The following is a 25,725-nucleotide window of genomic DNA, read 5'->3' as shown; positions in this document are numbered from 1 at the left end:
GCTGATCTGGATTGTGGGCATCGCGCTTCTCGCTCTGGCGCAGCGGCGTCGAGCCTGAGCGCGATAGCAGTCGGCGATACGTCGGCACGCATCGGAGACTCCCTCGCGGCCGCCGGGACCGCTACGAAGTCCCGCCCAACGCATGGCTGGCGGCCTTCGCCCACGAACGCCCGGTATATCGCGCGCTCGCCGACCTCGCCGACGTCGCCAACGCCGCGATTGGCGACCACACTTCCACAGCCGCTGGCAGGCTGGACGAAATGGCGAGCTTTTACAGGTTCCTGGATGACCGCCTTCCCGAGCACATGGCCGAGTGGGAGCACCACCGCAAGGAAAGGACTCACAGTGCTGGTCTGCGCAACGTGTGCCGTCGAATACGAGGAACCGACCCCCGCGGTTTGTCCGATTTGTGATGATGAGCGCCAGTATGTACCCGCCAGCGGACAGCGCTGGCTCACCCTGGACGAACTGGCGCGGGACCACCACATCAAATGGAAGGAGAACGAACCGGGACTGATCGGGATCGGCCAGACCGCACAGCTAGTGGCCACACCCGCCGGTTCACTCCTGTGGGATCCGGTGGGTTACGTCGATGACAAAGCTGTGGACGTCGTACTCGGCCGGGGTCCCGTCCTCGCGATTGCGGCGAGCCATCCGCACATGTTCGGCGTGCAGCTCGAATGGTCTCACCGCTTAGGCGGGGTCCCGGTGCTGGTGGCCGACACCGATCGCGGCTGGCTAGGGCGAACCGCAGCGGCCGTCGAATTCTGGTCCGGCAGCCGAACAGTCGCCGAAGGGCTCACACTGCACCAAACGGGGGGCCACTTCCCTGGCAGCGCAGTGGCTCACTGGGACGGCGGGGCAAACGGAAAGGGAGTGCTGCTGACCGGTGACAGCGTGTTTCCGAACCCCAACCGCCGCTCGATCGCCTTCATGCGCAGCTACCCGAATCTTATTCCGCTCTCCGGCGCGGTGGCGCTGCGGATCGCCGAGCAACTCGGCGTGCTCGAATTCGATCGGATTTACGGCAACTTCAACAACGTGATCGCTTCGGAGGCCAAGACCGTGTTACGCGATTCCGCTCAACGGCATGCGGCGTGGGCGCGTGGAGACTTCGACCATTTGACCTGAATCGCGAGTGTCCACCTTTAGCTACTTGCCGAAACCGCAGTCCCCAAGCCCAGCGCCGTCAGTATCGCAGCCGAGGTCCGTTCCAAAGCCTTGGTGACCGCCGGCCTTTTCAGCCAAAGAACGGCCCTGGTGGCCACGAAAGACAGGGTTCCGAGGTAGATCATCGAAATTGCAAAGTCGATGATTCCGAGCATCATCGTCAAGCCGAATGATGCGTCGCCGGGTGGCAGGAACTGGGGTACAACGGCGAGAAAGAACAGTCCTACCTTGGGATTGAGCAGGCACGAAACAAGTCCGGCGAAAAAGCTTGAGCGCAATTGACCGCTCACCCCCGGGCCGTCACCTTCCCGCGGTGGTGTTTGGGGACGGCGGCTGAGGACGAAGGCGCTGACCCCCAAGTAAATCAGGTACAGGCCACCGATGATTTTCACCACTCTGTAGGCTTCGGCCGACTGCTCCAGGAGGGCCGCCAGTCCGATGCCCACAAGACCTGCCCAGAAGATGCTGCCGAGCGAGGAACCGAACGCCGCTGAGAGTCCGGCTTTGACGTTTGACAGGCTGTACCTGAGGACGAGGAAGGAGTCTGGGCCCGGCGTAAGGGCCAAAATTGCGCACAGTCCGACGAACGCCGCCAGTGAACTCACAGTCATCGTCCCATTCAACCATTGCCGGAGATTAGTGCTGGGCGTCGCGGGGCCACGGGCATCTTCCCAGAGGTCCCCGCTACAATGGGGGCCGTCCGTTATTCCCCCGGAGAGGTAGTCCCCCTTTTGGTAACTCGCCACGATGCACCCAACCCGGAAACGGGTCAGCCCGCACCTGTCGCCTATCCGGGGCAGGGCAAATTGGCTACCCGCAGCCGTCGTTTCAGCTATCGCCGGGCACCGCGCTGGTTCAAAATCACGAGCGCCGCAGTGGCTGTCTTGCTGCTCGCCGTCGTCGCGTTTGGAGGGTATTGGGTATGGCGCCTTCAGTCGAATATCTCATCATCCGCCCTTGGCGCCGGAGGCCTCAGGACGGAAGGGCCAGTGGACGACAGCAAGGACCGGCTTCAAATCCTCGTTCTGGGTACCGATACGAGGAGCGGGAAGAACGGGCAGTTCGGCACCACCGACCAATCCTCGGGCTACGGCCAATCGGACGTCATGATGTTGCTGGATATTTCCGCGGACAACAACCATGTCAACGTCATTAGTTTTCCCCGGGACTTGTTGGTCGACGTTCCGGCTTGTACGGACAACAAAACCGGCAAGCAGTACCCTGAACGGCAAAATGCGATGATCAACAGTGCGATGGCCGAGGCCGGCATCGGCTGCGCTGTTGATACCGTCAACAAGCTCACGGGTTTGGAGGTTGACCACTTCATGATGGCCGACTTCAACGCCGTGACCGAACTATCCAAGGCCGTCGGCGGCGTCGACGTCTGTGTGAGCACTGCCGTCAACGACCCCGATTCCGGATTGCATTTGCCCAAGGGCACCTCGCAGGTTGAAGGCGACCAGGCCCTGGCCTTCCTGCGCACCCGCCATGCATTTTCCGACGGCGGGGACCTTGGACGGATCAAGGCGCAGCAATCGTTCCTCGGTTCCCTCGTGCGGAAGCTCAAGGCTGACGGAACGCTCGGAAACCCCCAGAAGATGCTGGGCATCGCCGATACAGTCACGAAGAACCTCACCGTCGACAACGGTCTCGCCTCGGTTCCGTCCCTGCTGACCATTGCTGGCAGGCTCAAGAACATCGACCCGGCAAAGGTCAATTTCATCACGGTACCGAACGTGCCAGCGGCGTCGGATCCCAACCGGCTCGACCTCGATCAGCCAGCGGCGAACAACTTCTTTGCTGCCCTGACAAAGAGCGCCGACCTCAGCCAGCCCGCACCAAGCGCCGCGGCGTCCCCTGCTCCATCCACGGAAGCCCCGAAAGCCGCGTACAACAAGGCGCTTCAACCGGTCACCGTCGCCAATGGAACGGGAGTGACCGGCAGAAGCCAGGAGATCGCAGCGCTGCTCTCCTCCGGCGGTTTCACGAAGGTGGCCCGGATCCAAGCCGTTGCCAGGCCACAGACCATGGTCTACTACGGTGCCGGATTTGCCGACGTTGCCGCGGACGTCGCTGCGATGTTCGGGTTGCCAGCGACGAGCGTGGAGCAGGTCGCCAGCGTCCAGGGAGTCCAACTCTACGCGGGGCAAGACTTCGCCACAGGCAACAAGCCGACACTTCCGGCCCCCAAGCCCAACGATGTGGTTGCCCAGACCGCCCAGGACCAGACCTGCCAGGCAACCAACCCTGCGGGATAGCCGGAACACCATGCGCCCTCCGTCCCGCGTTGCGGGGCGCACGGCCTCCTTCGTAGTCGCTTGTGTCTAACAAAGTCTCCACTAACCAACGTGAACCCACGGGCGACGGGTGACCTCCGGTTCAGCCTGACGCAATACCTCGCGCGTCACCGGCGCTATTTCACCTTCTCCCAGGAAGAGGAACTTCAGGAGATTGATCACGGGGTTCCCTTCCGTCCTGCGGAAGTAGATATGCGGCATCAGACCGGTGACATCACGGATATGCAACAGAACCGAAGCGATCGTATTGGGGACCACCGGGCCGTGAACCTCCAACACCGAATAGCCGTGCCGGTAGAGACCATGTACTTCCAACGCAGTTTCAAAGTCCGAAGAATCGTCTACCGTGACCTCGAGGAAAACAGCAGGATAGTCATTGGGAAGGTGGCTGACTGCCATGGCGGAATCGAGTTTGTTCCTGTAGTCGGCAGCGGTCATCCGGAGAGGCTCGTGAGCGATGATACCGATCGGCCCGGTGTCGTTGGCGGTAATGAACTCAAGTTCGTTCGCGTCGAGCCGGACATGGGTTGCGTGCAGTTCGAAAGAACGCATGATCCGGGAGAGCAATGGGATCAGCACAATGCCGGCGATGAAAAACGCCGCGAAGCCTTTGGAATCCTGGAGACCCCAGAAGTAGCCATGTCCTGAGAGCTTCCTTGGTCCCTGGAGGGGGCGCGGACGGATCCGCAGGCGGTCTGCTCATGCTGGTCATTCGTGCCCTTTCGCCAGATGCGAAGCGCTGCCCCATTAAGGCCGACGTTAGCACCGCGGGCATATCGGGAAGCGCGATCCCGGGTGATCTTGACGGAATCTTTGCGGTGGTTCCGGGCTTTGTCTGGTGCGGCGGCTGAACGAGGGTCAGTATGAGACCATGAGCGATTCCAGCCAGGTGCATACCGAACCTGGCCGCCCCGCGACTGCGCGCCAGGGCCTGCACCCGTGGAATCGATACGTGGCAATCGGAGACTCCTTCACGGAAGGAGTAGGCGATCCTGAACCGCGCAATCCAGGCGGCCTCCGAGGTTGGGCAGACCGCGTTGCGGAAGAACTCAGCGTAGGCCATCCGGGTTTCACGTATGCCAACCTTGCGGTCCGTGGTCTCTTGTTACGCCAGATACTGGACCACCAGCTGGGAGCGGCGATGGCATTGCGGCCTGACCTGGTAACACTTTCGGCAGGGGGAAATGACTTGGTCTTCCGCGGAAGCGATCCCGACAGGTTGGCGAATGAATTAGACCCCGCCGTCGGAGAGTTGGCGTCCTCTGGGGCCACCATTGTGCTTTTCGCTGGTCCGGATTGGGGTTCGACCCCCGTTTTGAGGCATAACCGCCGCAAAGTCGCCATCTTCAACGAAAACCTCCGGACCATTGCCAGCCGCTACGACGGAGTGGTTGCAGATCTTTGGGCGCTGCAACAGTTGGCAAATCCTGCAATGTGGGATCCGGATCGATTGCATTTCTCGCCACTAGGACACCACACAGTGGCGCTGATGGTTTTGGATTCCCTCAATGTCGAGAACTCGCTCCGGCCTTTTGAACCCAAGACATTGCCCCCAAGCAGTTGGAGAGAGGCCAGGACCGACGACATCATCTGGGCGAGGGAGTATTTGGCTCCGTGGGTGCTGCGCAGGATCACCCACCGGGCGCCGGTCCAGCCTCTGGTGGCAAAGCGACCGGAGGCCGGACCTGTTTATACAGCTGGGTGGGAGGGCAGCGCTGCTGTACCAAACCAGCCGCTACCTTAAAGCTTGCATTACTGGGGCTGCTCCCCCGAGACGTTGACGAGCCACGCAATGCCGAACTTATCCGTCACCATTCCGAAAATGTCGCCCCATGGCGCCTTTTCCATCGGTACAGTGACCGTTCCCCCGTCGGCCAGTCCGTCCCAATAGCCGCGAAGCTCGGCTTCGTCGTCTCCGCTGAGGGACACCGAAATGTTGTTGCCGGGGCTGTAGTCCATGCTGTTGGGAGTGTCTGCAGCCATGAGCAGCAGTCCATTGTCCGTCTTGAGTGCCGAGTGCATTATTTTTTCGCTTTCGGCGGGATCTTCACTGGCGTGGAACTCCGCGAAGGTGCTCTGGGTCAACTCGCCGCCGAAGACCGACTTGTAGAAGGCCATGGCCTCCTTGGCATTGTCCCGAAAGCTGATGTAGGGGTTGAGGTTCGTGGTCATTACGTGGCTCCTCAGTGTTCGTGGCAGCGCGATCAGCTACCTTTTCGTCATGCTAACAGCGCCGGCCGACAGCATCCACAGTCAATTTGCCCGACGCCGGCTGGCTACCATAGAGCATGACCATCCCCACGGCTTTGGCTTCCTTCGCCGTCGTCGCCGCGCTGCTGACGATCATTCCAGGAATGGACACGGTCCTTGTGCTGCGCACTGCAATCAGCCAAGGCCGGGTTCCGGCCTTCGCTGCAGCCGGAGGAATTTGCACGGGCACGATGGTCTGGGGCGTTGCTGCCGCGGTCGGCGCCTCTGCTTTGCTCGCCGCTTCGCAGGAGGCGTTTCTGGTCCTCAAATTGGCAGGCGCCGCATATATGGCGTGGCTGGGCCTGTCCATGCTGATCAAGAGTTTCCGGCGCGTGCCACGGGCCTCAGCTCCGGATGTTGCTCCAGCCATGGCTGAGGCAACGGGGCAACCCCGGCCGCCAATCGGACGTTCTTCATGGCTCACCGGCATCACGTGCAGCCTTCTGAATCCCAAAGTAGGAGTGTTCTACATGGCGATGATCCCGCAGTTCTTGCCGCCAGATGCTCCGCCGTTGTTGATGGGCATACTTCTGCCTACCGTCCACAGCGTTGAAGGCATCCTGTGGTTCGCGGGCATCATCGCGGCAACCCATTTTGCCCGGAGATGGCTCCAATCGCCTGCGGTGAGCAAGGTCACCGACCGCATCGCCGGCGTCGTACTCATCGGGTTCGCGGCCAAAATCGCCACAGACCGGAATTGACCCTTCGCTAACTCGCCCTTGGCTCGCGGCCGACGAGTCCCACCGTGTTGCCTTCGCTGTCCTCGATGAACGCCATCCATTCATCGGTTCCAGCAGGTCCAAGGCTCGCGTCAACGTGGCTGTAGATGAGCTGCGGTTCCTGCACGACCTTGGCTCCTGAAGCACGGATCTCTTCAATCGCGGACCTGACATCCGCCACGTCCAGATAAATCAGCGAGGTCGGAGCGCCCTTATCCAGCAGGAGCCGAACCCCGTCGAGATCGAAGAACAAGAGGCCGGGCGGATCGAATTTTCCCGTCGGCTCGCTGCCCAAGAGCCGCGAGTAGAACGCAGATGCCCGGCCGAGGTCAACCGCCCGCTGGGCAACCTGGATCAACCTCATTCCTTACCTCCAGGGACTGGCTTCGCTTTACGTTTGGTAGCCACATCTTCCGCGCCGCAGGGCTCAGGTTCAAGGCTTTTGGTCCGGCGTTGGTTCCAAAACCGGAAGACTTCGGTTCGAGTTCGGCTTCCGTGCGGGATATGGTCGTTTCCATGCCTGCTGCAAAACCCGCCCTCCTCGGGACTGCCTTCATCGCCGCTCTCGCCGATGCCGTTCTCATTCTGGTATTCGCTGCCATTGGCCGGGACGCACACCAGCGCGCCGATGTTCTTTCCGGGGTCTTTTCCACGGCCTGGCCGTTTCTTGCCGGTGCCGCGATAGCGTGGGCCTCCGCGAGGATCTGGCGGGCGCCTTTCGCAACCTGGCCGTCCGGCGTCGCTGTGTGGATCGGAACCGTGACCGGGGGCATGCTTTTGCGCGCAATCACCGGCCAGACTGTGGTGCTTGCTTTCATCATTGTTGCTTTGATCAGCTTGGCAATCCTGCTGCTTGGCTACCGCGCCGTGATCGCCCTCGTGACCCGTGCACGTCGACGGAACCGTCAGCTCTGAGCCTTCAGGCCTGAGACCAGGGCCTATGCACTAGGCTTGCATCGTCCACTGCTGCACTTCGGAAAGGCCGCCCCCAGTGATCACCGCTTTCGTCCTGATCAAGACCGACGCTTCACGTATCCCGGAGACGGCCGAGGAGATTTCAGCCATCCAGGGCATCAGCGAGGTCTACTCCGTCACAGGAGAATGGGACCTTATTGCCGTGGCACGTGTCGCTAAGCATGAGGAGCTGGCGGACGTCATCGCAGACAAGCTTTCCAAGGTTCCTGCAGTGGTTCATACCACCACGCACATCGCTTTCCGGGCCTACTCCCAGCATGATCTGGACGCAGCTTTTTCCTTGGGCTTCGAGCAGTAAAGGCCGATACCCTGGCGCGTTGCCAGCTCAGTCTTGAGTGAGTCCGACCCACGTGTCCAGCACGCGGGCAGCTGCTCCAGAGTCAACGGACTCGGCGGCCCGCAGCCAGGCCGCCTTCATGCGGTCCAGGAACGGCCCGTCGGCGGAAGTATCGAAGGCCACCAGGCCGGCAGCGGCATTGAGCAACACGGCATCGCGGACCGGGCCCGGCTTCCCATCCAGTACTTCACGCACGACGGCGGCATTCGCCACGGCGTTGCCGCCCCGGAGATCTGCGACGGTTGCCTTGGCGATCCCAAGGTCAGCCGGCGAGAACAGCTGTTCTGAGACTGTCCCACTCCTGATTTCCCACACGGTGGATGGACCCGTGGTGGTCAGTTCATCCAGGCCGTCTTCTCCGCGGAACACCAGTCCGCGGCTCCCCCGGCGTGCCAAGACCCCCGCGATCAGTGGCGCCATGGCGGCGTTGGCCACCCCAACGGCGGAAGCCTGGACATGGGCCGGGTTGGTCATCGGTCCCAGGAAATTGAAAGCTGTGGGGATGCCGAGTTCCGCCCGGACAACTCCGGTATGCCGGAATGACGGATGGAATACCTGCGCGAAACAGAAAGTGATTCCAGCGTCTTCAGCGTTGCGGGCAACGCGCTCGATCGGCAAGTCGAGCCTGACGCCAAGGGCTTCCAGGACATCCGCGGAGCCTGACGACGACGACGCCGCCCGGTTCCCGTGCTTCACGACGCGCGCGCCCGCGCCCGCGGCCACAAGTGCAGCCATAGTGGAGATATTGACGGTGTTGAGCTGATCGCCGCCGGTGCCCACGATGTCCAGCTTTTCGCCGGGGATACTCACGGGGTTGGCGTTGGAAAGCATCGCCTCGACCAATCCGGTGACTTCCTCCACAGTTTCCCCCTTGGCGCGCAGGGCAACCAGGAAGCCTGCAATCTGGGAAGGAGCGGCTTCCCCGGACATGATGGTGTTCATGGCCCATGCGGTGTTCTCGACCGAGAGGTCATGCCCCTTGATCAATGCGGAGATGAGTCCGGGCCACGAGTTGCTTGCCTGCTGTGCAGATGCCTGTGAAGTCACCACTCGATGCTAGCGATCGACCCTGCTCCATGACCAATGTGAACCACCCCGGGAACTTTTCCGCGCGAATTCGCGTGTTTGTAGAAAAAGTCCCCCCAAAAGGCGGTTCGCATTGGGAAGTCCGGACTTTTACAGACATAATGTCCTTGTGACATCTGCGACCCATGCCCCCAGTACCCCGGCGCACCCGACGCTGAATCGCCCCAATCTGGTTTCCGTTGGAACCGTTGTGTGGCTTTCCAGTGAGTTGATGTTCTTCGCCGGTCTCTTTGCCATGTACTTCACCCTGCGCTCTACGTCAGGTGCGTTGTGGGCTGAAGAAACCGGCAAGCTCAACTTCCCGTTTGCGCTTGTCAACACGATCGTCCTTGTGGCCAGTTCCTTTACTTGCCAGATGGGCGTCTTCGCTGCCGAGCGACTTGAGCCTCGCCGTCGAGGCGGCCTGCTGCAGCTCACCCGCTGGGGTATGAACGAGTGGTTCATCCTGACGTTCCTCATGGGCTCCTTCTTCGTTGCCGGGCAGACCACCGAATACGCCATGCTCGTCTCTGAGCACGTCACTCTTTCGGCCAACGCCTACGGTTCCTCGTTCTACATCACAACCGGCTTCCATGGTCTCCACGTCATCGGCGGCCTCATCGCCTTCCTGTTCATCATCGGCCGTGCGTACGCGGCCAAGAAGTTCGGACACTTTGAAGCGACCTCGGCAATCGTCACCTCGTACTACTGGCACTTCGTGGATGTTGTGTGGATCGGCCTCTTCCTGGTCATCTACGTCCTGAAGTAGCCCGGCACTGACTCTTGTTCCACAAGAGGATGAATTTTCAAGAAGCGGCTCACGGAGCCGACGCAGGATCGAATAAAGGAACCACCACGTGAAGGCACTCTCGCAGAAGCGACGTCATCCACTGGCAGCCATTGCGCTGCTGCTGATGGGACTCCTCGTCACTGGTGGGCTTTACGCCGTTGCCACAACGGTCAACCAGGCGAAGGCAGACACCACTACCTTCAGCGCAAGCGACGCCCAGGAGGGTGGCAAGCTCTTTGCCGCCAACTGCGCCACCTGCCACGGCATGGGCGCTAGCGGAACCAAAGACGGTCCCTCGCTGGTCGGCGTGGGTGCAGCTGCGGTTGACTTCCAGGTTGGCACCGGCCGTATGCCCATGCAGATGAACGGACCCCAGGCCCAAGAAAAGCCAAGGCAGTTCAACGACCAGCAGACGCAGCAGCTGGCGGCTTACGTCGCTTCGCTCGGCGCCGGCCCGGCTATTCCCGATGCAGCACTGCTTGACGAAAAGGGAGATGCCGCCAAAGGTGGCGAACTCTTCCGCGTGAACTGCGCAATGTGCCACAACGCCGCGGCTGCCGGGGGTGCGTTGACCCGCGGAAAGTTTGCTCCGGCGCTGGCCGGAGTCTCGGGCCAGCATATCTATGAAGCCATGGCTACCGGTCCGCAGAACATGCCCGTCTTCAACGACGCCAACATTTCTCCTGAGGGCAAGCGCGACATCATCACCTTCCTGAAGAAGATCGAAGCCAACGGTTCGCCGGGTGGCGCCGACCTCGGTTCGCTGGGTCCGGTTTCCGAAGGCCTCTTCGTCTGGGTTGCAGGCCTCGGCGTCATCATCGCCTTCACCATCTGGCTGACGTCGCGTACGTCTTAGTCCAGACGCACCAAAAGCTTCTGCTGTCCCCACAGCAGTTTTGAATTGAACATTAACCCGGTTACGGCCGGGACAACGAGAGAAGGATGAGGCGAATTATGGGCAACCATAGTGACGGCAGTCCGAACCACTCGGGCACCGTAGCTACGGCTGGTCAGAATGTTGTGGAGAAGTTCCAGGATCCTGGACTTCCTCCGCACCGTTTGCGCCTGGCTGACACGGACCCGAGAGCCGCTAAGCGAGCCGAGCGACAGGTAGCCATTCTGTTTGGCATCTCCGTGGTCGGCACAGTGATCTTCCTGGTGTCGTACTTTGCCATCGATCTTGGGCAAGACTCCACGATCGCAACGATCCGCACCCAAAACCTGCTGCTTGGCCTTGGCACCGCATTCGCGATGCTCGGCATCGGCACCGGCATCGTGCACTGGGCCAAGGCCCTCATGCCGGACCACGAGGTATCGGAAGAGCGCCACGCCATCCGTACCGAGGAAGACCGGCAGGCCGCCGTGCGGATCGTCGAGGACATCGTCGAGGAAACCGGCATCAAGCGTCGCCCACTGATCCGCAACACCCTTTTGGGTGCTGTGGCGCTGGCACCCCTCCCGGCCTTGGCCGTTTTCGGTGACCTTGGCCCCCGCCCGGACGACAAGCTTGCGCACACCATGTGGGCACCTCAGGACGGCAAGCTCAAGCGCCTCACCCGCGATCCCGACGGAACTCCGATCAAGGCATCGGATGTAACCATCGGGTCTGCGTTCCACGTGATCCCCGAAGGCCTTAACGAGCTCCAGGAAGGCAAGCTGAGCGCGAAGGCCAAGGCCGTCGTCCTGCTCATGCGCCTCAATCCTGACGACTTGACGATCTCCAAGGGCCGTGAAAACTGGAGCTACAACGGAATTGTTGCCTACTCCAAGATCTGCACCCACGTTGGTTGCCCGGTTGCTTTGTACGAGCAGCAGACGCACCACCTGCTGTGCCCGTGCCACCAGTCGACCTTCGACCTCACCAAGGAATGCAAGGTTGTCTTCGGACCCGCCAGCCGTCCGCTCCCCCAGCTGCCCATCGCGGTCGACGCTGAGGGCTACCTCGTAGCCACGAGCGACTTCAAAGAACCTGTAGGACCGAGTTACTGGGAGCGTGACGAGCATGAGCGCCTCATCAACAGCTGAAGTCCCCTTCGCACCGAAGACCAAAGTTGGCCGGATTACGGACTTTGTTGACGAGCGCGTCGGCGGGTCCGGAATCCTGCGTGAATTCGGCCGGAAGGTCTTCCCCGACCACTGGTCCTTCATGTTCGGTGAGGTGGCGCTGTATTCCTTTGTCATCCTCCTCATGTCGGGTACCTTCCTGACGTTCTTCTTTGACCCGTCCATGGCTGAGACCCATTACTCGGGTTCGTACACTCCGCTGACCAATGTCGAAATGTCCGTGGCGTACAGCTCCTCGCTGAACATTTCCTTCGACATTCGCGGTGGCTTGTTCTTCCGCCAGGTGCACCACTGGGCGGCTCTGCTGTTCGTGGCCTCGCTTGGTGTGCATATGCTGCGCGTGTTCTTCACGGGTGCCTTCCGCAAGCCGCGTGAAATGAACTGGGTTGTGGGTGGTGTCCTGTTGATCCTGGCCATGGCTGAAGGCTTCACGGGATACTCCCTCCCCGACGACCTGCTCTCAGGTAACGGCCTGCGCATCATCGACGGCGTCATCAAGTCCATCCCGGTGATCGGAACGTACATCTCGTTCTTCCTCTTCGGGGGCGAGTTCCCGGGAACGGCCATCATCGGCCGCCTGTACGTGCTTCACATTCTGCTGGTGCCGGCCATGATTCTTCTGATGATCGTCATCCACCTCTTCATGGTGGTTGTCCACAAGCACACGCAGTACCCTGGCCCGGGCCGCAACGACGGAAACGTCGTTGGCTACCCGCTGGGTCCGGTCTACGCCGCAAAGGCCGGTGGCTTCTTCTTCATCGTGTTCGGCGTGGTCGCGCTTATGGCTGCGATGTTCACTATCAACCCGATCTGGAACTACGGGCCGTACGACCCCTCTCCTGTGTCTGCCGGTACGCAGCCTGACTGGTACATCGGATTTGTCGATGGTGCCCTGCGTCTCATGCCAGGCGTCGTCAACGACTTCCACTTCGAGTACATCATCTTCGGCCACGTACTGACGCTGAATGTCCTTCTCCCAGCCTTGGTTCCTGCTGGCATCATTTTCACGGTTCTCTTCATGTACCCGTGGATTGAACGGTGGATCACCAAGGACAACCGCGAGCACCACGTCCTCGACCGGCCCCGTAATGCCCCAACCCGCACTGCAATTGGTGTCGCAGGGTTCACTTGGTACTGCGTCATGTGGGCTGCTGCAGGCTCGGACCTCATCGCGACGCACTTCCACGTTGCCCTGAACGACGTCACGTACTGGCTGCGCACGCTCTTCTTCCTTGGCCCGATCATTGCATTCATGGTTGCCAAGCGCGTGGCTCTTGCGCTGCAGCGCAAGGACCGCGAGATCGCCCTGCACGGCCGCGAGACGGGTCGCATCGTGCGCTTGCCGCACGGCGAGTTCATCGAGGTGCATGCACCTTTGGACGATTACAAGCACTACAAGCTCGTAGGCTTCGAGTCACCCGTCCCGCTGCCAGCTGAGCCGAACGAGCACGGCGTGGTTACCCCGAAGGAAAAGCGCCGCGCCGCTCTTTCCAAGTGGTTCTTCGAAGACCGTGTTGCTCCGGCAACGCCAGCTGAGCTTGAAGCCGCACATGGGCATGGCCACCATGAGGCCATCGAGTCCGGCGAAGAGCACAAGAGCCTGAGCCACTAGCTCTCGGCGATAGTAATGAGGGAGGGCCCCGTCCGCGTGCGGACGGGGCCCTCCCTCATTGTGTGTATGGGCTGGTGGAGCACAGCACGACACTTTGCGGCTAGTGGTTGCGGTACCCCGTGGATTGGCTTCGGGTGGACCGAACGCCTGGGCGCTGCAACGGGACCCACAACTTGTACCGGTCAGCCCTGTAGTAGGACACGGAGTAGTCCACCATGGCGCGTGCGACGAAAGCGTGACGCTGAATCTTGAGCAGCGGAGTGCCGACATCCACGTTCAAGAGCCGGGCAGTAGATGGCGAAGCTGCCGTTGCTTCGATCATGTCCTCGCCCCATTCCATAACGAGCCCGTACTTTTCGCTCAACACGTTGTAGAGCGAGGTGGGGGGCGCTTCGTCCAAAAGGCCGGGAACGCGGTGGGCAGGGATGAAGTTCTCATCGACGCTCATAGGCTCATTGTCGGCGAGCAGGAGTCGCCTGAAGCGAACCAACGGAGTGCCCTCCTCTAGTTGGAGTTCCCGCGCCAGGAAGGCACTCGCGGCAATCTGCTCAAAGCTCAAAACCTTCGCCGCCGGAACCATGCCGCGGCGTTGCATTTCCTCACTGTACGACGTGAGCTTTACTTGGAGATCCAGCTTCGGTTTGCGGACGAAAGTTCCCAGGCCAACCACACGCTCAATGACCTCCTCGCCGACGAGGGCATCAATGGCCTGCCGCACCGTCATCCTGGCAAGTCCGAAACGTTCGGAGAGGTCCCGTTCCGACGGCAACGCAGCACCGGGCTTGCAGGACTCCGAGATGTGGCTGCGGAGGATTTCGCGCAGTTGTACGTAGATGGGAGTGCCGTTCTTGCGGTCAATCTCCCCCGCGATACGTGTCGCTTCAGCAGGCATGACGGTCTCCGGCCAAGAAATCTTCCATGAAACAAGCGTAGGCCAATCTCCCTGCAGGTCTAGACCAGCTGGACATCGCGAACGGTGGCTTCCTGTGGCGGCGCTACGCTTGTAGGGATCAAAATCGCAGTCGGCATCTTGGCCGTCCGAGTCAAAAGGAGCCGGTTTGCCCGAGCACAAAGCCATCGTCGCCGCAGAGATAGGTCTCCATGCGCGGGCAGCCGCCGTGTTTGTCCGTGCAGTGACGGCCACAGGCCTTCCGGTGACCATCCGGAAGCCCGGCCAGCAGGCGGTCGATGCCAGGTCCCTGCTTGAGGTCATGACCGAGGACTTCGGCCATGGCTGCGAGGTGGTTCTCTCCGTCCCTGGAGAAGCGCTGCCAGCTGGTCGAACCCTTGAAGAGGTGAACGATGCCCTGGTGGCCCTTTCGGCCGTCCTGGAGGCCGTAGAAGGGCGCTGAAGCCACCAAGCGGGGATACTCGGTTCGGACGGTGTAGCCGGCGAGCCTATCCGGACACTACAACGACGGCGGGCCCCACCAAGGTGGGGCCCGCCGTCGTTGTTTCAGGTACTACTAGTGTGCGTGATCTCCGCGGCTGTATTCAAAGACCCAGCCAACCAGGGCTACGAGAGCCAGGCCAGCGGCGACGAACGTAATCCAGAATCCAACTGCGAGACCAAGGAAGCCACCAGCACAAGCCAAGCCAAGGACCAGCGGCCACCAGCTCCAAGGGCTGAAGTGTCCCTGCTCACCGGCGCCTTCGTGGATCTCGGCGTCAGGGCGGTCTTCCGGACGCATGCCGACGCGCTTGCCGGTGAAACCGAGGTAAGCGCCGATCATGCCGGCCAGGCCACCAACTAGGAGGATACCCAGGGTGCCAACCCACTCAGACCAGTGGGTCAGGAAACCGTAGGCCAGCGCAACCGGGACGAAGAAGAAGCTCCCGGCTCCAAAAATCCATGATTCGATCTTCACTTGGCGTCCTTCTGATCAGCATTGCCGAGCAGTGTTGCTGCCGGCTCAGGCGTCTGTGCTGTGTGGTGCTGTGCGAGCTCCGGGTGGTGCAGATCCAGGGCCGGACGCTCGGAACGGATACGGGGAAGCGAAGTGAAGTTGTGCCGCGGCGGCGGGCAAGACGTAGCCCACTCAAGCGAGGCGCCGAAGCCCCAGGGATCGTCAACTTCAACCTTCTTGTTGCTGCGCCACGTGATGTAGACGTTCCAGAAGAAGGGCAGGAGCGACGCACCAAGGACGAAGGAGGAAATCGTGGAGAACTGGTTCATCCAGGTGAAGTTGTCCTGCGGCATGTAGTCCGCGTAACGGCGGGGCATGCCCTCGACGCCGAGCCAGTGCTGGATGAGGAAGGTGCCGTGGAAACCCAGGAACAGAAGCCAGAAGTGGATCTTGCCCAGGCGTTCGTTGAGCATCTTGCCGGTCCACTTGGGCCACCAGAAGTAGAAGCCCGCAAACATGGCGAACACCACCGTCCCGAAGACCACGTAGTGGAAGTGCGCCACCACGAAGTACGAGTCCGAAACGTGGAAGTCAAGCGGCGGAGACGCCAGGATGATGCCGGTCAGACCACCGAAGAGGAAGGTGACCAGGAAGCCGATGCTCCAGAGCATGGGCGTTTCAAAGGTAATCGAGCCTTGCCACAGTGTTCCGATCCAGTTGAAGAACTTCACGCCGGTGGGTACCGCGATCAGCATCGTCATGAAGGAGAAGAACGGAAGCAGGACGGATCCCGTGACATACATGTGGTGGGCCCACACGGTCACCGACAAAGCAGCAATGGCAATGGTCGCGTAGACCAGACCCTTGTAGCCGAAGATCGGTTTGCGGCTGAATACCGGGAAGATCTCGGAAACAATGCCGAAGAACGGCAAGGCAATAATGTACACCTCGGGGTGGCCGAAGAACCAGAACAGGTGCTGCCAGAGGACAGCTCCGCCGTTCTCCGGATCGAAGATGTGGGCGCCGAAACGGCGGTCGGCACCAAGTGCGAAGAGCGCAGCGGCGAGCGGCGGGAAGGCCATGAGGACCAAGATGGCAGTGACCAGCGTGTTCCAAGTGAAGATCGGCATGCGCCACATCGTCATGCCCGGAGCGCGCATGCAGATGATCGTGGTGATGAAGTTGACGGCACCCAGGATGGTTCCGAAGCCGGACAGTGCGAGGCCGAAGACCCAGAGATCGCCGCCGACCCCCGGCGTAAATGTCGTGTTCGACAACGGCGCATAGGCGAACCAGCCGAATGATGCCGCACCCTGCGGGGTGATGAAGCCGGACACGGCGATGGTGGAGCCGAAGAGGAAGAACCAGAAGGCCAGCGCGTTCAGTCGGGGGAAGGCAACGTCAGGGGCGCCGATCTGGAGCGGCATGATGACGTTGGCGAAGCCGGCGAACAACGGGGTCGCAAACATCAGGAGCATGACGGTGCCGTGCATCGTGAAGAGCTGATTGTACTGTTCCTTGGTCTGCAGGATCTGCATGCCGGGCTCGAACAGCTCTGCACGGATGAGCAGCGCCATGACGCCGCCCAGGCAGAAGAACACAAAGGACGCGATCAGGTACATGTACCCGATGGTCTTGTGGTCCGTGGAGGTGATCCAGTTGACGACAATGCGTCCCTTGGATTTCGGAACGACCGGGGACTCAAGGACTCCGGCGGATTGAGTGTAAGTAGCCACGTCGCTTCCCTTAATTCTTCTCGTTCAGGTTCGGGTTGCGGTCGTACTTCGAATCGAGAAGACCGGTGTTGCCGCTCTGGCGAAGCTGATCCATGTGAGCCTGGAACTCAGCCTCGGAAACGACCTTCACGCGGAACAGCATCTCTGAGTGGTATTCACCGCAAAGTTCGGCGCACTTGCCGTCATAGGTTCCCTCTTTGGTGGGGGTCAACCTGATGTAGTTGGTCTTGCCGGGAATCATGTCGCGCTTCTGCAGGAAGGCGGGGACCCAGAAAGAGTGAATGACGTCACGGGAGTTCAGCTCCAGGTCAACCGACTTGTTGACCGGAAGGTACAACGTGGGGAGCTTGTCCTTGTCCACATTGTTGCCTGTGAGGTGCGCCTGGACGCCTGCTTCGTGAAGGTCCTCGCTGACGACCGAGCCTTTGACGTAGTTGAAGTCCCAGGCCCACTGCTTGCCACGGACGTCAACGACGACGTCGGCCGGCTGGGAGCGGTCATCAATTGCACGCTGGTCCTGGTCGGTGAAGTAGAAGAACACCAAGACCATGAACAGCGGAATGGTCAAATAAAAGACCTCCAGAGGGAGGTTGTAGCTAAGCTGTTTCGGGAAACCCGTGGTCCCCTTGCGGCGGCGGTAGGCGATGATGCACCAGACCAGCAGGCCCCAAGTAATAATGCCGACGGCCAGGGCGGCGATCCATGAGTTGACCCAGAGGTCCATGATCCGATCGGTGTGGTTGGTGGTGCCACGTTCAGTGGGCAACCAGCCCTTCTCTACCTCTGGTGAACATCCAGTCAAAACCAACGCGCCGGCTAGTGCCAAGCCAGTGATCGAGGTGATCTTTATGCGTCGGCTGCCGGTTCGGTTCTGCGAACTCACAGACGGCCCTTCCTCTTGTTGCTGCAGCCCGGCAGGCCAAAGGCCCACCGGGCACACTAAAGTTTTACTACCCGATGTAGAGCTTACCGCTACCGAGCGGTTTTCGCCGACATGCTGGCCCAGTGCGTCGGGGCGGATTGAAACCCGTTCCTGAACTGGGCCAACAGTCTGCGAATGCCCGGGTTAGTGGAACGAATCGCCGCAGGCACAGGACCCGCCGGCGTTGGGGTTGTCGATGGTAAAGCCCTGCTTCGAGATAGTGTCCTCGAAGTCGATGCTGGCACCGCTCAGGTATGGCACGCTCATCTTGTCGACAACTACTTCAACGCCGTCGTAGTCGCGGACGGCATCGCCGTCGAGCAGGCGCTCGTCGAAGTAGAGCTGGTAGATCAGGCCCGAGCAGCCGCCCGGCTGAACAGCGACGCGGAGCCGCAGGTCTGTGCGACCTTCTTGTTCAAGAAGGCTCCGGACCTTGCCGGCGGCGACATCGGTCAACTTGACCTCGTGCTCGGGAAGCTCGCCGCCCGCGAGCTGCGCTCCGGTGCTGTTTTCGTTGGTTGCAGTGCTCATTGGCCTACCTTCTTATGAAGCTCTTGGCGGCTGCGCCTTCGCGCTGCCTGCCCTTACCCAAATACGTGCGGGTTATAGCTACATGCTACGTCGAGCCGGCGCATAGCTATAACTTCTAACGTAACCGGCCGGACCCTTACCTTGTTCCCGACCGTGGATCTTGTTCCCTGGTCGTCCATAGGGACACCTGAGGGATGTGGAGCGTCAGAGGCCTTCCGTGTTCAGGCGGGCCAGCATCAGTGCCTCGGCCAGGACTGCGTTGCGGAAGTCACCTATGTGAAGTGATTCGTTGGCGCTGTGGGCCCGGGAATCCGGGTCCTCGACCCCCGTCACCAGGATCTGGACATCGGGGTAGGTTTCCGTCAGATCCGCGATGAACGGTATGGAACCACCGATCCCCATCTCAACGGCGGGCACCCCCCAGGATTCACCCAGCGCCCACATCGCGATCCGCGCAGCAGCCGAGCCGGTGTCGGTAGAGAAGGCGTTGCCCCGCTCCCCCGGCACGAACGTCACTTTCGCTCCAAACGGCGCGTGGGCCGCAAGGTGCCTTCCCATTGCGTCCATGGCGGCATCCGGATCTTGTCCGGGCGCCAAGCGCAGGCTGAACTTCGCCCGCGCGGAGGGGAGGAGCGTATTGGACGCGACGTCGACGGCGGGCGCATCGATACCGATGATGGACAAGGCAGGCTTAGTCCATAGGCGTGAGGCGATGCTCCCGCTGCCGGCAAGCCGCACTCCATCAAGCACAGAGGCATCCGCACGGTATTGTTCCTCGTCAACGTCCTCTACGACGTCGTCCTTGGCAACCAAGCCCTCGATGGCCACGTTGCCGTCGTCGTCGTGCAAGGTCGCGATCAGGCGGGACAAGAGAGTCGGCGCATCCAATACTGGACCACCGAACATGCCGGAGTGCACGGCGTGGTCGAGGACCCGCACCTCGAAGGTGCCGTCCACCAAGCCACGGAGACTGGTTGTCAGGGCTGGGACGCCGACCTTCCAATTGCTGGAGTCAGCCACGACGATGACGTTCGCTTCGAGGAGATCGCGATGTGTTTCGAGGAAAGTGCGGAAGGTTGGCGAACCCGCTTCTTCCTCGCCCTCGAAGAACAGCGTGACGCCGAGACCGAAATCATCTCGCAGCACCTGGGTTACGGCGGCGTACGCTCCCAAGTGGGCCATGATTCCCGCTTTGTCGTCGGCTGCGCCACGGCCATAAAGGCGGCCATCACGTTCCTGGGCCACGAACGGCTCGGTGTCCCAAAGGCTTACGTCGCCCGGCGGCTGCACATCGTGGTGTGCGTACAACAGGATCGTCGCTTTGCCCGGAGCGGCAACGCGCCGCGCCACAATCGCAGGTCCGCCCGGGGTGCCGTCGGTCTTGTCGCAGCGCAGAATCTGGACGTCGGCGAAACCTGACTCGCGGACCAGTGCCGCAACGGCCTCCGCGCTCCTGTCAAGCTCCGCCGGGTCAAAACTAGGCCAGGCAATCCCCGGAATGGCGACGAGCGCTTTCAGACGCGCCATGGTCTCGTCAAAAGAAGACTCGACGGCGGTCCTAAGCGCGTCGACATTGATCGTGCCGGAGCCGCCGGAAAGGGCCTGCGGGATCTCCGCATTCATTGAAGTCATGGCGAAAACACTACCGGTGGGAGTGATGCTGGGGAACAGGTGTGGACGGTGTGGCGGGTTCATTCACGCGGCCGCACGTGACGTCGACTTCGGGAGGGGTCCTGCGGGGTATTCTGTAGGGGTGTTTGGACGTAAAAAGGATGAGCCGAGCGCTCAAGACTCAGTAGACCAGCTTGCCGCCGATGCCGCCGCGAAAGGTGCAGGTGCTGGTAAGGGCGCACCCACACCCAAGCGCAAGGAACAGGAAGCGGCACGGAAGCGCCCCCTGGTGCCAACAGACCGTAAGGCCTCCAAGGAGGCCGAGCGCATCGCCGTGCAGGACCAGCGCCAAAAAATGCGCCAGGCACTGGACACCGGTGATGAAAAATACCTCCCGCTGCGCGACAAGGGACCCCAAAAGCGCTTCGCCCGCGACTACGTCGATGCCCGTTTCAGCTTGGGTGAGTACTTGATGTTCGGTGCCCTGCTGTTCGTGGTCATCTCCTTCATCATTCCTTCAGGAAGCGACGCCCTCAGCTATATCCTGATCGGATTCTGGGTGATGTTCCTGGCGGTCTTCGCGGACGTATTCATCCTGTCCCGCAAGCTGCGCAAGGGCCTGACGCAGAAGTTCGGCGACGTCGAGCGAGGCACCGTCTGGTACGGCAGCATGCGATCCCTGCAGTTCCGCCGTCTGCGACTTCCAAAGCCGCAGGTCGAGCGTGGCCAGTACCCCTCCTAGGGCCGCAAACCACCAAGGACAGTCCGACTAAGCAGAAAGACCCTGGAACAGCTGTTCCAGGGTCGTTCTGCTCTTCCGCACTCGGTCAGCGACGTGCCTGGCTAGCGGCGTTGCTTGGCAAGCGCCTTGTTGATACCGGCGGCCCAGAACGGACCTTCGTAGAGGAATGCCGTGTAGCCCTGCACGAGGGTTGCTCCGGCGTCGAGCCTTTCCTGGACGTCGGCCGCCGACTGCACCCCGCCGACGGCGACGAGCACCAGACCCTCTCCTACCGCGGCCTTCAGCCGCCGCAGCACTTCGAGCGAGCGCTCCTTGAGGGGCGCGCCGGAGAGCCCACCGGCGCCGCAGGCCTCCACCTTGCCCGGCTCGGACACCAGGCCTTCCCGGCCGATGGTGGTGTTTGTCGCAATGATCCCGTCGAGCTTGAGGTCCAAGGCGAGGCGGGCGACGTCGTCAATGTCGTCGTCGCTGAGGTCCGGCGCGATCTTGACCAACAGCGGTACATGGCGGCCGGCGGATTCGTCTGCGGCATCTCCGACGGTGCGCAGGAGGGGGCGAAGCGTTTCGACGTTCTGGAGCAGGCGCAGTCCCGGGGTGTTGGGCGAGCTGACATTGACTACCAGGTAGTCGGCTGCGGGTGCCAGGCTGCGGGCGCTGACCAAATAGTCCTCAACCGCGTCGTCGAGCTCAACAACCTTGGTCTTGCCGATGTTGACTCCGATCACGGGACGAACGCCCGAATGCGTCCGCTGCAGTGCCGCCCGCGCAGCCTTGAGCCGCGGGGCGACGGCAGCTGCGCCGTCGTTGTTGAAGCCCATGCGGTTGATCACGGCCTTGTCCTCGATCAGGCGGAAAAGCCGTGGCTTCTCATTGCCGGGCTGAGCCTGGCCCGTGATGGTGCCTACTTCCACATGCCCGAAGCCCAATTCGGCGAGGGCTTCGATTCCGTGGCCTTCCTTGTCGAAGCCGGCGGCGAGGCCGAACGGCGAGGGGAAGGTCAGGCCGAAGGCTTCCGTGCGCAGCGAGGGGTGTGGTGCCGTCATTTTGGCCAGAACGCGCCCCGCTCCCGAGCGGTGTGCAAAACGGATCGCCTGGAAGCCGATCTTGTGGGCTTTTTCGGCATCCATCCAGGAGAAGGCCAGCTTGAAGAATGTGGGGTAAACGCGCATGTTCCTAGTTTTCCGGTTTACGGGTCGCGCACCAAACCCGAGCGGTTACCGGACGGTAGCATGTACGAATGCCAAGCAATCCAGGTGATGGAGTTCACTCCAAGGCGATTATTGAGGCCGAGGTCGTCGTTATTGGCGCGGGACTGTCAGGACTGGTGGCGGCGGCCCAGGCCTACGCCCAGGGCAAGCGGGTTGCCGTGCTGGACCAAGAGCCCGAGGCCTCCGTGGGTGGCCAGGCGCATTGGTCTTTCGGTGGACTGTTCCTGGTCAACTCTCCTGAACAGCGAAGGCTGGGCGTCAGGGACAGCCCCGAACTCGCCTTGAGTGACTGGTTGGCGTCCGCAGCCTTTGACCGGCCGCAGGACTCCTGGGCCCGGCTTTGGGCGGAAGCCTACGTGGATTTTGCCGCCGGTGAGAAGCGCCGGTGGCTGAAGTCCCTTGGCGTGCGGCTCTTTCCGCTGGTGCAGTGGGCCGAACGGGGCGGCTACGGCCCCCAAGGCCATGGCAACACGGTCCCGCGGTTCCACGTCACCTGGGGCACCGGCCCCGGCCTCGTGCAACCGTTCCTGGCAGAGGTCAACGAAGGCGCGGCGCACGGAAGGATATCCCTCCACTTCCGGCATCGCGCCACCGAACTAACGACGACGGCGGGCCGCGTCACCGGGGCCCGCGGCGAGATTCTTGAGGCGTCCGACGCCGGACGCGGTGAAGCGTCGTCGCGCACCGTCGTCGGGCACTTTGCGGCGACGGCCGGAGCGGTCATCGTCACCACCGGCGGAATCGGTGGGAACCATGCGACGGTGCGGAGGCAATGGCCCGAGGGTATTGCGCCAGAACGGATGCTGAGCGGAGTACCTGCATCGGTCGACGGTGATTTCCTCCAGGCCGCCGCTGCCGCTGGCGGAGGGCTCATCAATGGCGACCGTATGTGGCACTACCCCGAAGGCATCCACAACCACTCCCCCGTCTGGCCCATGCATGGCATCCGCATTCTGCCCGGTCCGTCGTCGTTGTGGATTGACGCCAAGGGGCGCCAACTGCCTGCCCCACTGTTTCCAGGATTCGATTCCTTGGGCGCCCTCAGGCATATCCTGGCGAGCGGACACGAACATTCGTGGTTCGTCTGCAATCGCACGATCGCGCTGAAGGAATTCGCCCTGTCAGGCTCGGAACAGAACCCGGATCTCACGGGCAAAGACATCCGGCTCCTCGCCTCCCGGCTCAATCCTGGCAGTGATTCCCCACTGCGGGCCTTCCTGGACCGTGGCGTGGATTTCCTGCAGGCGGAAACAGCCGCCGGGCTCGCGGCGAAAATGAATGCTCTGACGGGTTCAGCGCTGATAGATCCCGTGCAGCTCAATTCACTCATCCACGCTCGGGACCTGCAAGTGGCGAGCGGGCTGGGCAAGGATCCGCAGCTGGCCGCTATCCGGGCGGCCCGGCGTTTCGCCACCGACAACATCATGCGTGTGGTCCCTCCGCATCGGCTCACCGACCTGAAGCACGGACCACTTCTGGCCGTCCGGCTCTCCGTGCTGACGCGGAAGAGCCTTGGAGGACTTCAGACGGACCTTCGTTCACGAGTCCTTGACGGTTCCGGAGCGCCAGTCCCGGGCCTGTACGCCGCGGGAGAGGCTGCTGGCTTCGGCGGCGGCGGAATCCACGGCTACCGCGCATTGGAAGGAACCTTCCTTGGCGGCTGCCTGTTCTCCGGGCGTGCAGCAGGACGCGATGCCGCAGCGAGTGTCTAAGCTGTTCCCATGGAGTGGCAAACCGACATCCTCGGCGCGGACTTCGAAAGTTGCGCATTCGAGGCGGCAGGCCCTGATGGGGTGGTCCGCCGTGCAACACTGGTCCGCCACGTCCCTCAACAGGGCGCGGAGAGGACTGGCAATCCCCCACCGGCCGCCAACGGTTCCGTCCTTTTCCTGCACGGTTGGAGCGACTACTTTTTCAACGTCGCCCTAGCGGAGTTTTGGACCGGACAAGGCTTCCGCTTCTTTGCACTTGACATGCACAACCACGGCCGCAGCCTGCAGGCGGACACCCCGGGTGGATACGTGGAGCATCTAGACGACTACGACGCCGAGATCGGCAAAGCCATCGACATGATCCGGTCCGGGGAGCCCCTCGAGGAGGTGCCCCGTGCGTTGACTCTCATGGGACATTCCACGGGAGGCCTCGTGGCCGCCTTGTGGGTCAGCCGCCACCCGGGCTCGGTTCAATTTTTGGTACTCAACAGCCCGTGGCTTGAAATGCATGGAAGCTCGATCGTCCGCCGCGCGGCCCAGACCATGGTGAAACCGCTCGCGCGGTTCCGGCCCAAGACAATCCTTCGCCTGCCTGAACGCGGCTTCTATTACCGCAGCATCAGCAGCTCAGCCGAGGGCGAATGGCTCCTCGACGACAAATACCGCCCACCTTTGGCCTTCCCCATGCGGGCAGGGTGGCTGAGCGCGGTCCTCAGCGGACACACGAAGGTGGCCCGCGGGCTGAGAATAGACATTCCCATCCTCGTTCTGATCTCCGGAGCGAGCGCGAACGGCATGATCTGGCAGGAGTCCATGAGGCGTTCGGACGCAGTCCTGGACGTCAACACCATGGCTGTCCGCGCAATGACTCTTGGCCGCACCGTCACGTTGGAACGGGTGGACGGCGGCCTGCACGATGTGTTCCTTTCAGCCGGCCCGGTGCGCGCCGATGCCTACGCCCGGCTTGCGCGCTGGATTCACGGATACATTTCCAGTGGGCCGGGCCCGGACTACTCGGCAAACCACAAGCTTGGAGACCCAGGGGGAATGCCATGACCACGGAGCTGGGGTTGCCCGTATGGCAACAAGACTATTTGGGCCCCGGTTTCGAAGCCTTGGAACTGGAACTTCCACCAGACGAAGAAGGGCCTGTTTGGGCCACCCTGGTCCGGCACGTCCGTCCAGCGGCCGCCCAGTCGGTGCCCCACGGCCTTCTTGACGCCTTGACGGCCTTCACCAGACGCCGACGCCGGCGGGAAGTTCCCGCCACGGAGGGCCCGCCAAGGGTGGTGCTGTATATCCACGGCTGGGCCGACTACTTCATGCAGACCGAACTGGCAGATTTCCTGGGTGCCTCGGGATTTCATTTCTATGCCCTTGACCTGCGCAAGTTCGGGCGGAGCCTGCGGCCGGGCCAGACTCCCGGCTACACCACCGACCTGTCGGTCTATGACGAAGACCTCGACGCCGCATTGCATGCAATACACCGGGACGTTGCTGAGCGGACCGGTAATTCGGAGGTGCCCACCCTTCACCTAGTGGCACACTCCCTGGGCGGCCTGATTGCGTCCCTGTGGGCTGATCGCAACCCCGGCCGCATTGCCACGCTGACGCTGAACTCCCCCTGGCTGGAACTTCAGGGCAGCAGCTTGATCCGCAGCATCGCGATGCACGTCGTGGAACCGTTTGCGCGTACCGACCCCAAGCGGCCTTTCCGTTTCCCGGAGATGCCGGCCTACTGGGAGAGCGTCAGCAATCTGGCCCACGGGGAATGGACCCTCGACCCCGAGTGGCGACCTCGAGCTTCTTTCCCAATACGCGCAGGGTGGACCAAAGCGGTCCTGGCGGGCCACGCCGCCGTCGAACGCAGACTCAATATCGACGCTCCGGTGCTTGTGCTGCTTTCCGGGCGCACCCGGATCCAGGCCGAATGGAGCGCGGAACTCATGCGTGTCGACGCCGTGATCGATGTTGAGCAGACTGCCCGCCGGGCCTTGGGACTTGGACGGCGGACAGCGGTGTTCCGCTATCCTGGCGCCCTCCATGACGTGTTCCTCTCACGGCGTACGGTCCGGCAACAGGCTTACAGGGACGTCGCTATCTGGTTGGCTTCCTATCCGGACTGACCGGGATTTGC

26 protein-coding genes and 1 pseudogene are annotated in these 25,725 nt (G+C 61.8%); 15 read left to right on the top strand and 12 right to left on the bottom strand.

What is annotated here, in order from left to right:
- Positions 1–345 precede the first annotated feature (345 nt).
- The gene (locus tag HNP00_RS01555; RefSeq protein ID WP_311770481.1) at positions 346–1,131 is read left to right on the top strand and encodes a hydrolase; all 786 of its coding nucleotides are present in this window, start codon (positions 346–348) and stop codon (positions 1,129–1,131) included.
- A 17-nt stretch (positions 1,132–1,148) separates the two neighbouring features.
- Here the strand turns inward: HNP00_RS01555 and HNP00_RS01550 are convergent, their stop codons facing one another.
- A complete protein-coding gene (locus HNP00_RS01550) occupies positions 1,149–1,781 on the bottom strand; it encodes a LysE family translocator (protein ID WP_184735174.1) in 633 nt (210 codons plus the stop codon).
- A gap of 78 nt (positions 1,782–1,859) precedes the next feature.
- Here HNP00_RS01550 and HNP00_RS01545 point away from each other — a divergent pair, with 78 nt between their 5' ends.
- Complete coding sequence (locus HNP00_RS01545; protein WP_184735171.1) at positions 1,860–3,428, top strand: LCP family protein; 1,569 nt, start codon at positions 1,860–1,862, stop codon at positions 3,426–3,428.
- A gap of 81 nt (positions 3,429–3,509) precedes the next feature.
- On the opposite strand, the pseudogene HNP00_RS01540 reads toward HNP00_RS01545, so the two are convergent.
- Positions 3,510–4,070, bottom strand: a pseudogene (locus HNP00_RS01540) (amino acid transporter); the annotation flags it as partial.
- 268 nt (positions 4,071–4,338) lie between these two features.
- Here HNP00_RS01540 and HNP00_RS01535 point away from each other — a divergent pair.
- Positions 4,339–5,211, top strand: coding sequence for an SGNH/GDSL hydrolase family protein (locus HNP00_RS01535; protein ID WP_184735169.1), 873 nt, complete (start codon positions 4,339–4,341; stop codon positions 5,209–5,211).
- Between the two features lie 8 nt (positions 5,212–5,219).
- Here HNP00_RS01535 and HNP00_RS01530 read toward each other — a convergent pair whose 3' ends face one another.
- Positions 5,220–5,639: a VOC family protein gene (locus tag HNP00_RS01530; protein ID WP_184735167.1), complete on the bottom strand. Its 420-nt coding sequence runs from the start codon at positions 5,637–5,639 to the stop codon at positions 5,220–5,222.
- Between the two features lie 116 nt (positions 5,640–5,755).
- Between HNP00_RS01530 and HNP00_RS01525 the strand changes: the two genes are divergently transcribed.
- Positions 5,756–6,418 (top strand): LysE family translocator, encoded by a 663-nt coding sequence (locus tag HNP00_RS01525; RefSeq protein ID WP_184735165.1) that lies wholly within the window; start codon positions 5,756–5,758, stop codon positions 6,416–6,418.
- 7 nt (positions 6,419–6,425) lie between these two features.
- Here the strand turns inward: HNP00_RS01525 and HNP00_RS01520 are convergent, their stop codons facing one another.
- Positions 6,426–6,800: a VOC family protein gene (locus tag HNP00_RS01520; RefSeq protein ID WP_184735163.1), complete on the bottom strand. Its 375-nt coding sequence runs from the start codon at positions 6,798–6,800 to the stop codon at positions 6,426–6,428.
- A 152-nt stretch (positions 6,801–6,952) separates the two neighbouring features.
- Here HNP00_RS01520 and HNP00_RS01515 point away from each other — a divergent pair, with 152 nt between their 5' ends.
- Both HNP00_RS01515 and HNP00_RS01510 read left to right on the top strand, forming a co-directional pair.
- Positions 6,953–7,351 carry a DUF3054 domain-containing protein gene (locus HNP00_RS01515; RefSeq protein ID WP_260404707.1) on the top strand — a complete coding sequence of 133 codons (399 nt, stop codon included), beginning with the start codon at positions 6,953–6,955 and terminating at the stop codon, positions 7,349–7,351.
- Between the two features lie 76 nt (positions 7,352–7,427).
- A complete protein-coding gene (locus HNP00_RS01510; protein WP_078108932.1) occupies positions 7,428–7,709 on the top strand; it encodes an Lrp/AsnC family transcriptional regulator in 282 nt (93 codons plus the stop codon).
- Positions 7,710–7,736: 27 nt separating this feature from the next.
- On the opposite strand, the gene trpD is transcribed toward HNP00_RS01510, so the two are convergent.
- Positions 7,737–8,795: an anthranilate phosphoribosyltransferase gene (trpD, locus tag HNP00_RS01505; protein WP_184735157.1), complete on the bottom strand. Its 1,059-nt coding sequence runs from the start codon at positions 8,793–8,795 to the stop codon at positions 7,737–7,739.
- Between the two features lie 148 nt (positions 8,796–8,943).
- On the opposite strand from trpD, the gene HNP00_RS01500 reads away from it, so the two are divergent.
- From HNP00_RS01500 to HNP00_RS01485, 4 genes are all read left to right on the top strand, one after another.
- A complete protein-coding gene (locus HNP00_RS01500) occupies positions 8,944–9,582 on the top strand; it encodes a heme-copper oxidase subunit III (RefSeq protein WP_311770463.1) in 639 nt (212 codons plus the stop codon).
- Between the two features lie 88 nt (positions 9,583–9,670).
- Entirely contained in the window at positions 9,671–10,459 is a 789-nt protein-coding gene (locus HNP00_RS01495; RefSeq protein ID WP_184735153.1) for a c-type cytochrome, read from the top strand.
- Positions 10,460–10,557: 98 nt separating this feature from the next.
- A complete protein-coding gene (locus HNP00_RS01490) occupies positions 10,558–11,628 on the top strand; it encodes a ubiquinol-cytochrome c reductase iron-sulfur subunit (RefSeq protein WP_184735151.1) in 1,071 nt (356 codons plus the stop codon).
- Positions 11,606–13,279 (top strand): cytochrome bc complex cytochrome b subunit, encoded by a 1,674-nt coding sequence (locus tag HNP00_RS01485; protein WP_184735149.1) that lies wholly within the window; start codon positions 11,606–11,608, stop codon positions 13,277–13,279. Before HNP00_RS01490 ends, HNP00_RS01485 begins: the two co-directional genes overlap by 23 nt.
- 100 nt (positions 13,280–13,379) lie before the next feature.
- On the opposite strand, the gene HNP00_RS01480 is transcribed toward HNP00_RS01485, so the two are convergent.
- On the bottom strand, positions 13,380–14,171 hold the full coding sequence (locus HNP00_RS01480; protein ID WP_184735147.1) for a GntR family transcriptional regulator: 792 nt from the start codon (positions 14,169–14,171) through the stop codon (positions 13,380–13,382).
- 166 nt (positions 14,172–14,337) lie between these two features.
- Here HNP00_RS01480 and HNP00_RS01475 point away from each other — a divergent pair, with 166 nt between their 5' ends.
- Positions 14,338–14,631, top strand: a complete 294-nt coding sequence (locus HNP00_RS01475; protein ID WP_184735146.1) for an HPr family phosphocarrier protein — start codon at positions 14,338–14,340, stop codon at positions 14,629–14,631.
- Positions 14,632–14,745: 114 nt separating this feature from the next.
- Here the strand turns inward: HNP00_RS01475 and HNP00_RS01470 are convergent, their stop codons facing one another.
- From HNP00_RS01470 to HNP00_RS01450, 5 genes are all read right to left on the bottom strand, one after another.
- Positions 14,746–15,147 carry a cytochrome c oxidase subunit 4 gene (locus HNP00_RS01470; protein WP_184735144.1) on the bottom strand — a complete coding sequence of 134 codons (402 nt, stop codon included), beginning with the start codon at positions 15,145–15,147 and terminating at the stop codon, positions 14,746–14,748.
- Positions 15,144–16,862, bottom strand: a complete 1,719-nt coding sequence (gene ctaD, locus HNP00_RS01465) for a cytochrome c oxidase subunit I (protein WP_184735142.1) — start codon at positions 16,860–16,862, stop codon at positions 15,144–15,146. Before ctaD ends, HNP00_RS01470 begins: the two co-directional genes overlap by 4 nt.
- Positions 16,863–16,872: 10 nt before the next feature.
- A complete protein-coding gene (gene coxB / locus HNP00_RS01460; protein ID WP_184735139.1) occupies positions 16,873–17,745 on the bottom strand; it encodes a cytochrome c oxidase subunit II in 873 nt (290 codons plus the stop codon).
- 183 nt (positions 17,746–17,928) lie between these two features.
- Entirely contained in the window at positions 17,929–18,315 is a 387-nt protein-coding gene (locus tag HNP00_RS01455; RefSeq protein ID WP_059390004.1) for an iron-sulfur cluster assembly accessory protein, read from the bottom strand.
- A gap of 204 nt (positions 18,316–18,519) precedes the next feature.
- Positions 18,520–19,947: a dipeptidase gene (locus tag HNP00_RS01450; RefSeq protein WP_184735137.1), complete on the bottom strand. Its 1,428-nt coding sequence runs from the start codon at positions 19,945–19,947 to the stop codon at positions 18,520–18,522.
- A gap of 121 nt (positions 19,948–20,068) precedes the next feature.
- Here HNP00_RS01450 and HNP00_RS01445 point away from each other — a divergent pair, with 121 nt between their 5' ends.
- Positions 20,069–20,668: a DUF3043 domain-containing protein gene (locus tag HNP00_RS01445; RefSeq protein WP_184735135.1), complete on the top strand. Its 600-nt coding sequence runs from the start codon at positions 20,069–20,071 to the stop codon at positions 20,666–20,668.
- 101 nt (positions 20,669–20,769) lie between these two features.
- Here HNP00_RS01445 and HNP00_RS01440 read toward each other — a convergent pair whose 3' ends face one another.
- Positions 20,770–21,837 carry a quinone-dependent dihydroorotate dehydrogenase gene (locus tag HNP00_RS01440; protein WP_184735133.1) on the bottom strand — a complete coding sequence of 356 codons (1,068 nt, stop codon included), beginning with the start codon at positions 21,835–21,837 and terminating at the stop codon, positions 20,770–20,772.
- A 68-nt stretch (positions 21,838–21,905) separates the two neighbouring features.
- Here HNP00_RS01440 and HNP00_RS01435 point away from each other — a divergent pair, with 68 nt between their 5' ends.
- Genes HNP00_RS01435 through HNP00_RS01425 form a run of 3 tightly spaced genes read left to right on the top strand, consistent with a single transcriptional unit; the run spans position 21,906 to position 25,714 of the window.
- On the top strand, positions 21,906–23,588 hold the full coding sequence (locus HNP00_RS01435) for an FAD-binding dehydrogenase (protein WP_184735131.1): 1,683 nt from the start codon (positions 21,906–21,908) through the stop codon (positions 23,586–23,588).
- 9 nt (positions 23,589–23,597) lie between these two features.
- Positions 23,598–24,644, top strand: coding sequence for an alpha/beta hydrolase (locus HNP00_RS01430; RefSeq protein WP_184735129.1), 1,047 nt, complete (start codon positions 23,598–23,600; stop codon positions 24,642–24,644).
- Complete coding sequence (locus tag HNP00_RS01425; protein WP_184735127.1) at positions 24,641–25,714, top strand: alpha/beta hydrolase; 1,074 nt, start codon at positions 24,641–24,643, stop codon at positions 25,712–25,714. Before HNP00_RS01430 ends, HNP00_RS01425 begins: the two co-directional genes overlap by 4 nt.
- Positions 25,715–25,725: the final 11 nt, after the last annotated feature.

The organism is Arthrobacter sp. AZCC_0090 (genome assembly GCF_014207375.1).
Lineage (GTDB): Bacteria > Actinomycetota > Actinomycetes > Actinomycetales > Micrococcaceae > Arthrobacter.
The sequence above is the reverse complement of the archived record's forward strand: the minus strand, read 5'-3'. Positions and strand labels throughout refer to the sequence as shown.

Coding starts and splice junctions, on each gene's coding strand:
- HNP00_RS01545 (WP_184735171.1), top strand. CDS start 1,860: ATGGGGGCCGTCCGTTATTCCCCCGGAGAGGTAGTCCCCCTTTTGGTA.
- HNP00_RS01525 (WP_184735165.1), top strand. CDS start 5,756: ATGACCATCCCCACGGCTTTGGCTTCCTTCGCCGTCGTCGCCGCGCTG.
- HNP00_RS01515 (WP_260404707.1), top strand. CDS start 6,953: ATGCCTGCTGCAAAACCCGCCCTCCTCGGGACTGCCTTCATCGCCGCT.
- HNP00_RS01550 (WP_184735174.1), bottom strand. CDS start 1,781: ATGACTGTGAGTTCACTGGCGGCGTTCGTCGGACTGTGCGCAATTTTG.
- HNP00_RS01480 (WP_184735147.1), bottom strand. CDS start 14,171: ATGCCTGCTGAAGCGACACGTATCGCGGGGGAGATTGACCGCAAGAAC.
- HNP00_RS01450 (WP_184735137.1), bottom strand. CDS start 19,947: ATGACTTCAATGAATGCGGAGATCCCGCAGGCCCTTTCCGGCGGCTCC.
- HNP00_RS01530 (WP_184735167.1), bottom strand. CDS start 5,639: ATGACCACGAACCTCAACCCCTACATCAGCTTTCGGGACAATGCCAAG.
- HNP00_RS01425 (WP_184735127.1), top strand. CDS start 24,641: ATGACCACGGAGCTGGGGTTGCCCGTATGGCAACAAGACTATTTGGGC.
- HNP00_RS01520 (WP_184735163.1), bottom strand. CDS start 6,800: ATGAGGTTGATCCAGGTTGCCCAGCGGGCGGTTGACCTCGGCCGGGCA.
- HNP00_RS01490 (WP_184735151.1), top strand. CDS start 10,558: ATGGGCAACCATAGTGACGGCAGTCCGAACCACTCGGGCACCGTAGCT.
- HNP00_RS01435 (WP_184735131.1), top strand. CDS start 21,906: ATGCCAAGCAATCCAGGTGATGGAGTTCACTCCAAGGCGATTATTGAG.
- HNP00_RS01430 (WP_184735129.1), top strand. CDS start 23,598: ATGGAGTGGCAAACCGACATCCTCGGCGCGGACTTCGAAAGTTGCGCA.
- HNP00_RS01455 (WP_059390004.1), bottom strand. CDS start 18,315: ATGAGCACTGCAACCAACGAAAACAGCACCGGAGCGCAGCTCGCGGGC.
- HNP00_RS01440 (WP_184735133.1), bottom strand. CDS start 21,837: ATGCGCGTTTACCCCACATTCTTCAAGCTGGCCTTCTCCTGGATGGAT.
- HNP00_RS01485 (WP_184735149.1), top strand. CDS start 11,606: ATGAGCGCCTCATCAACAGCTGAAGTCCCCTTCGCACCGAAGACCAAA.
- HNP00_RS01535 (WP_184735169.1), top strand. CDS start 4,339: ATGAGCGATTCCAGCCAGGTGCATACCGAACCTGGCCGCCCCGCGACT.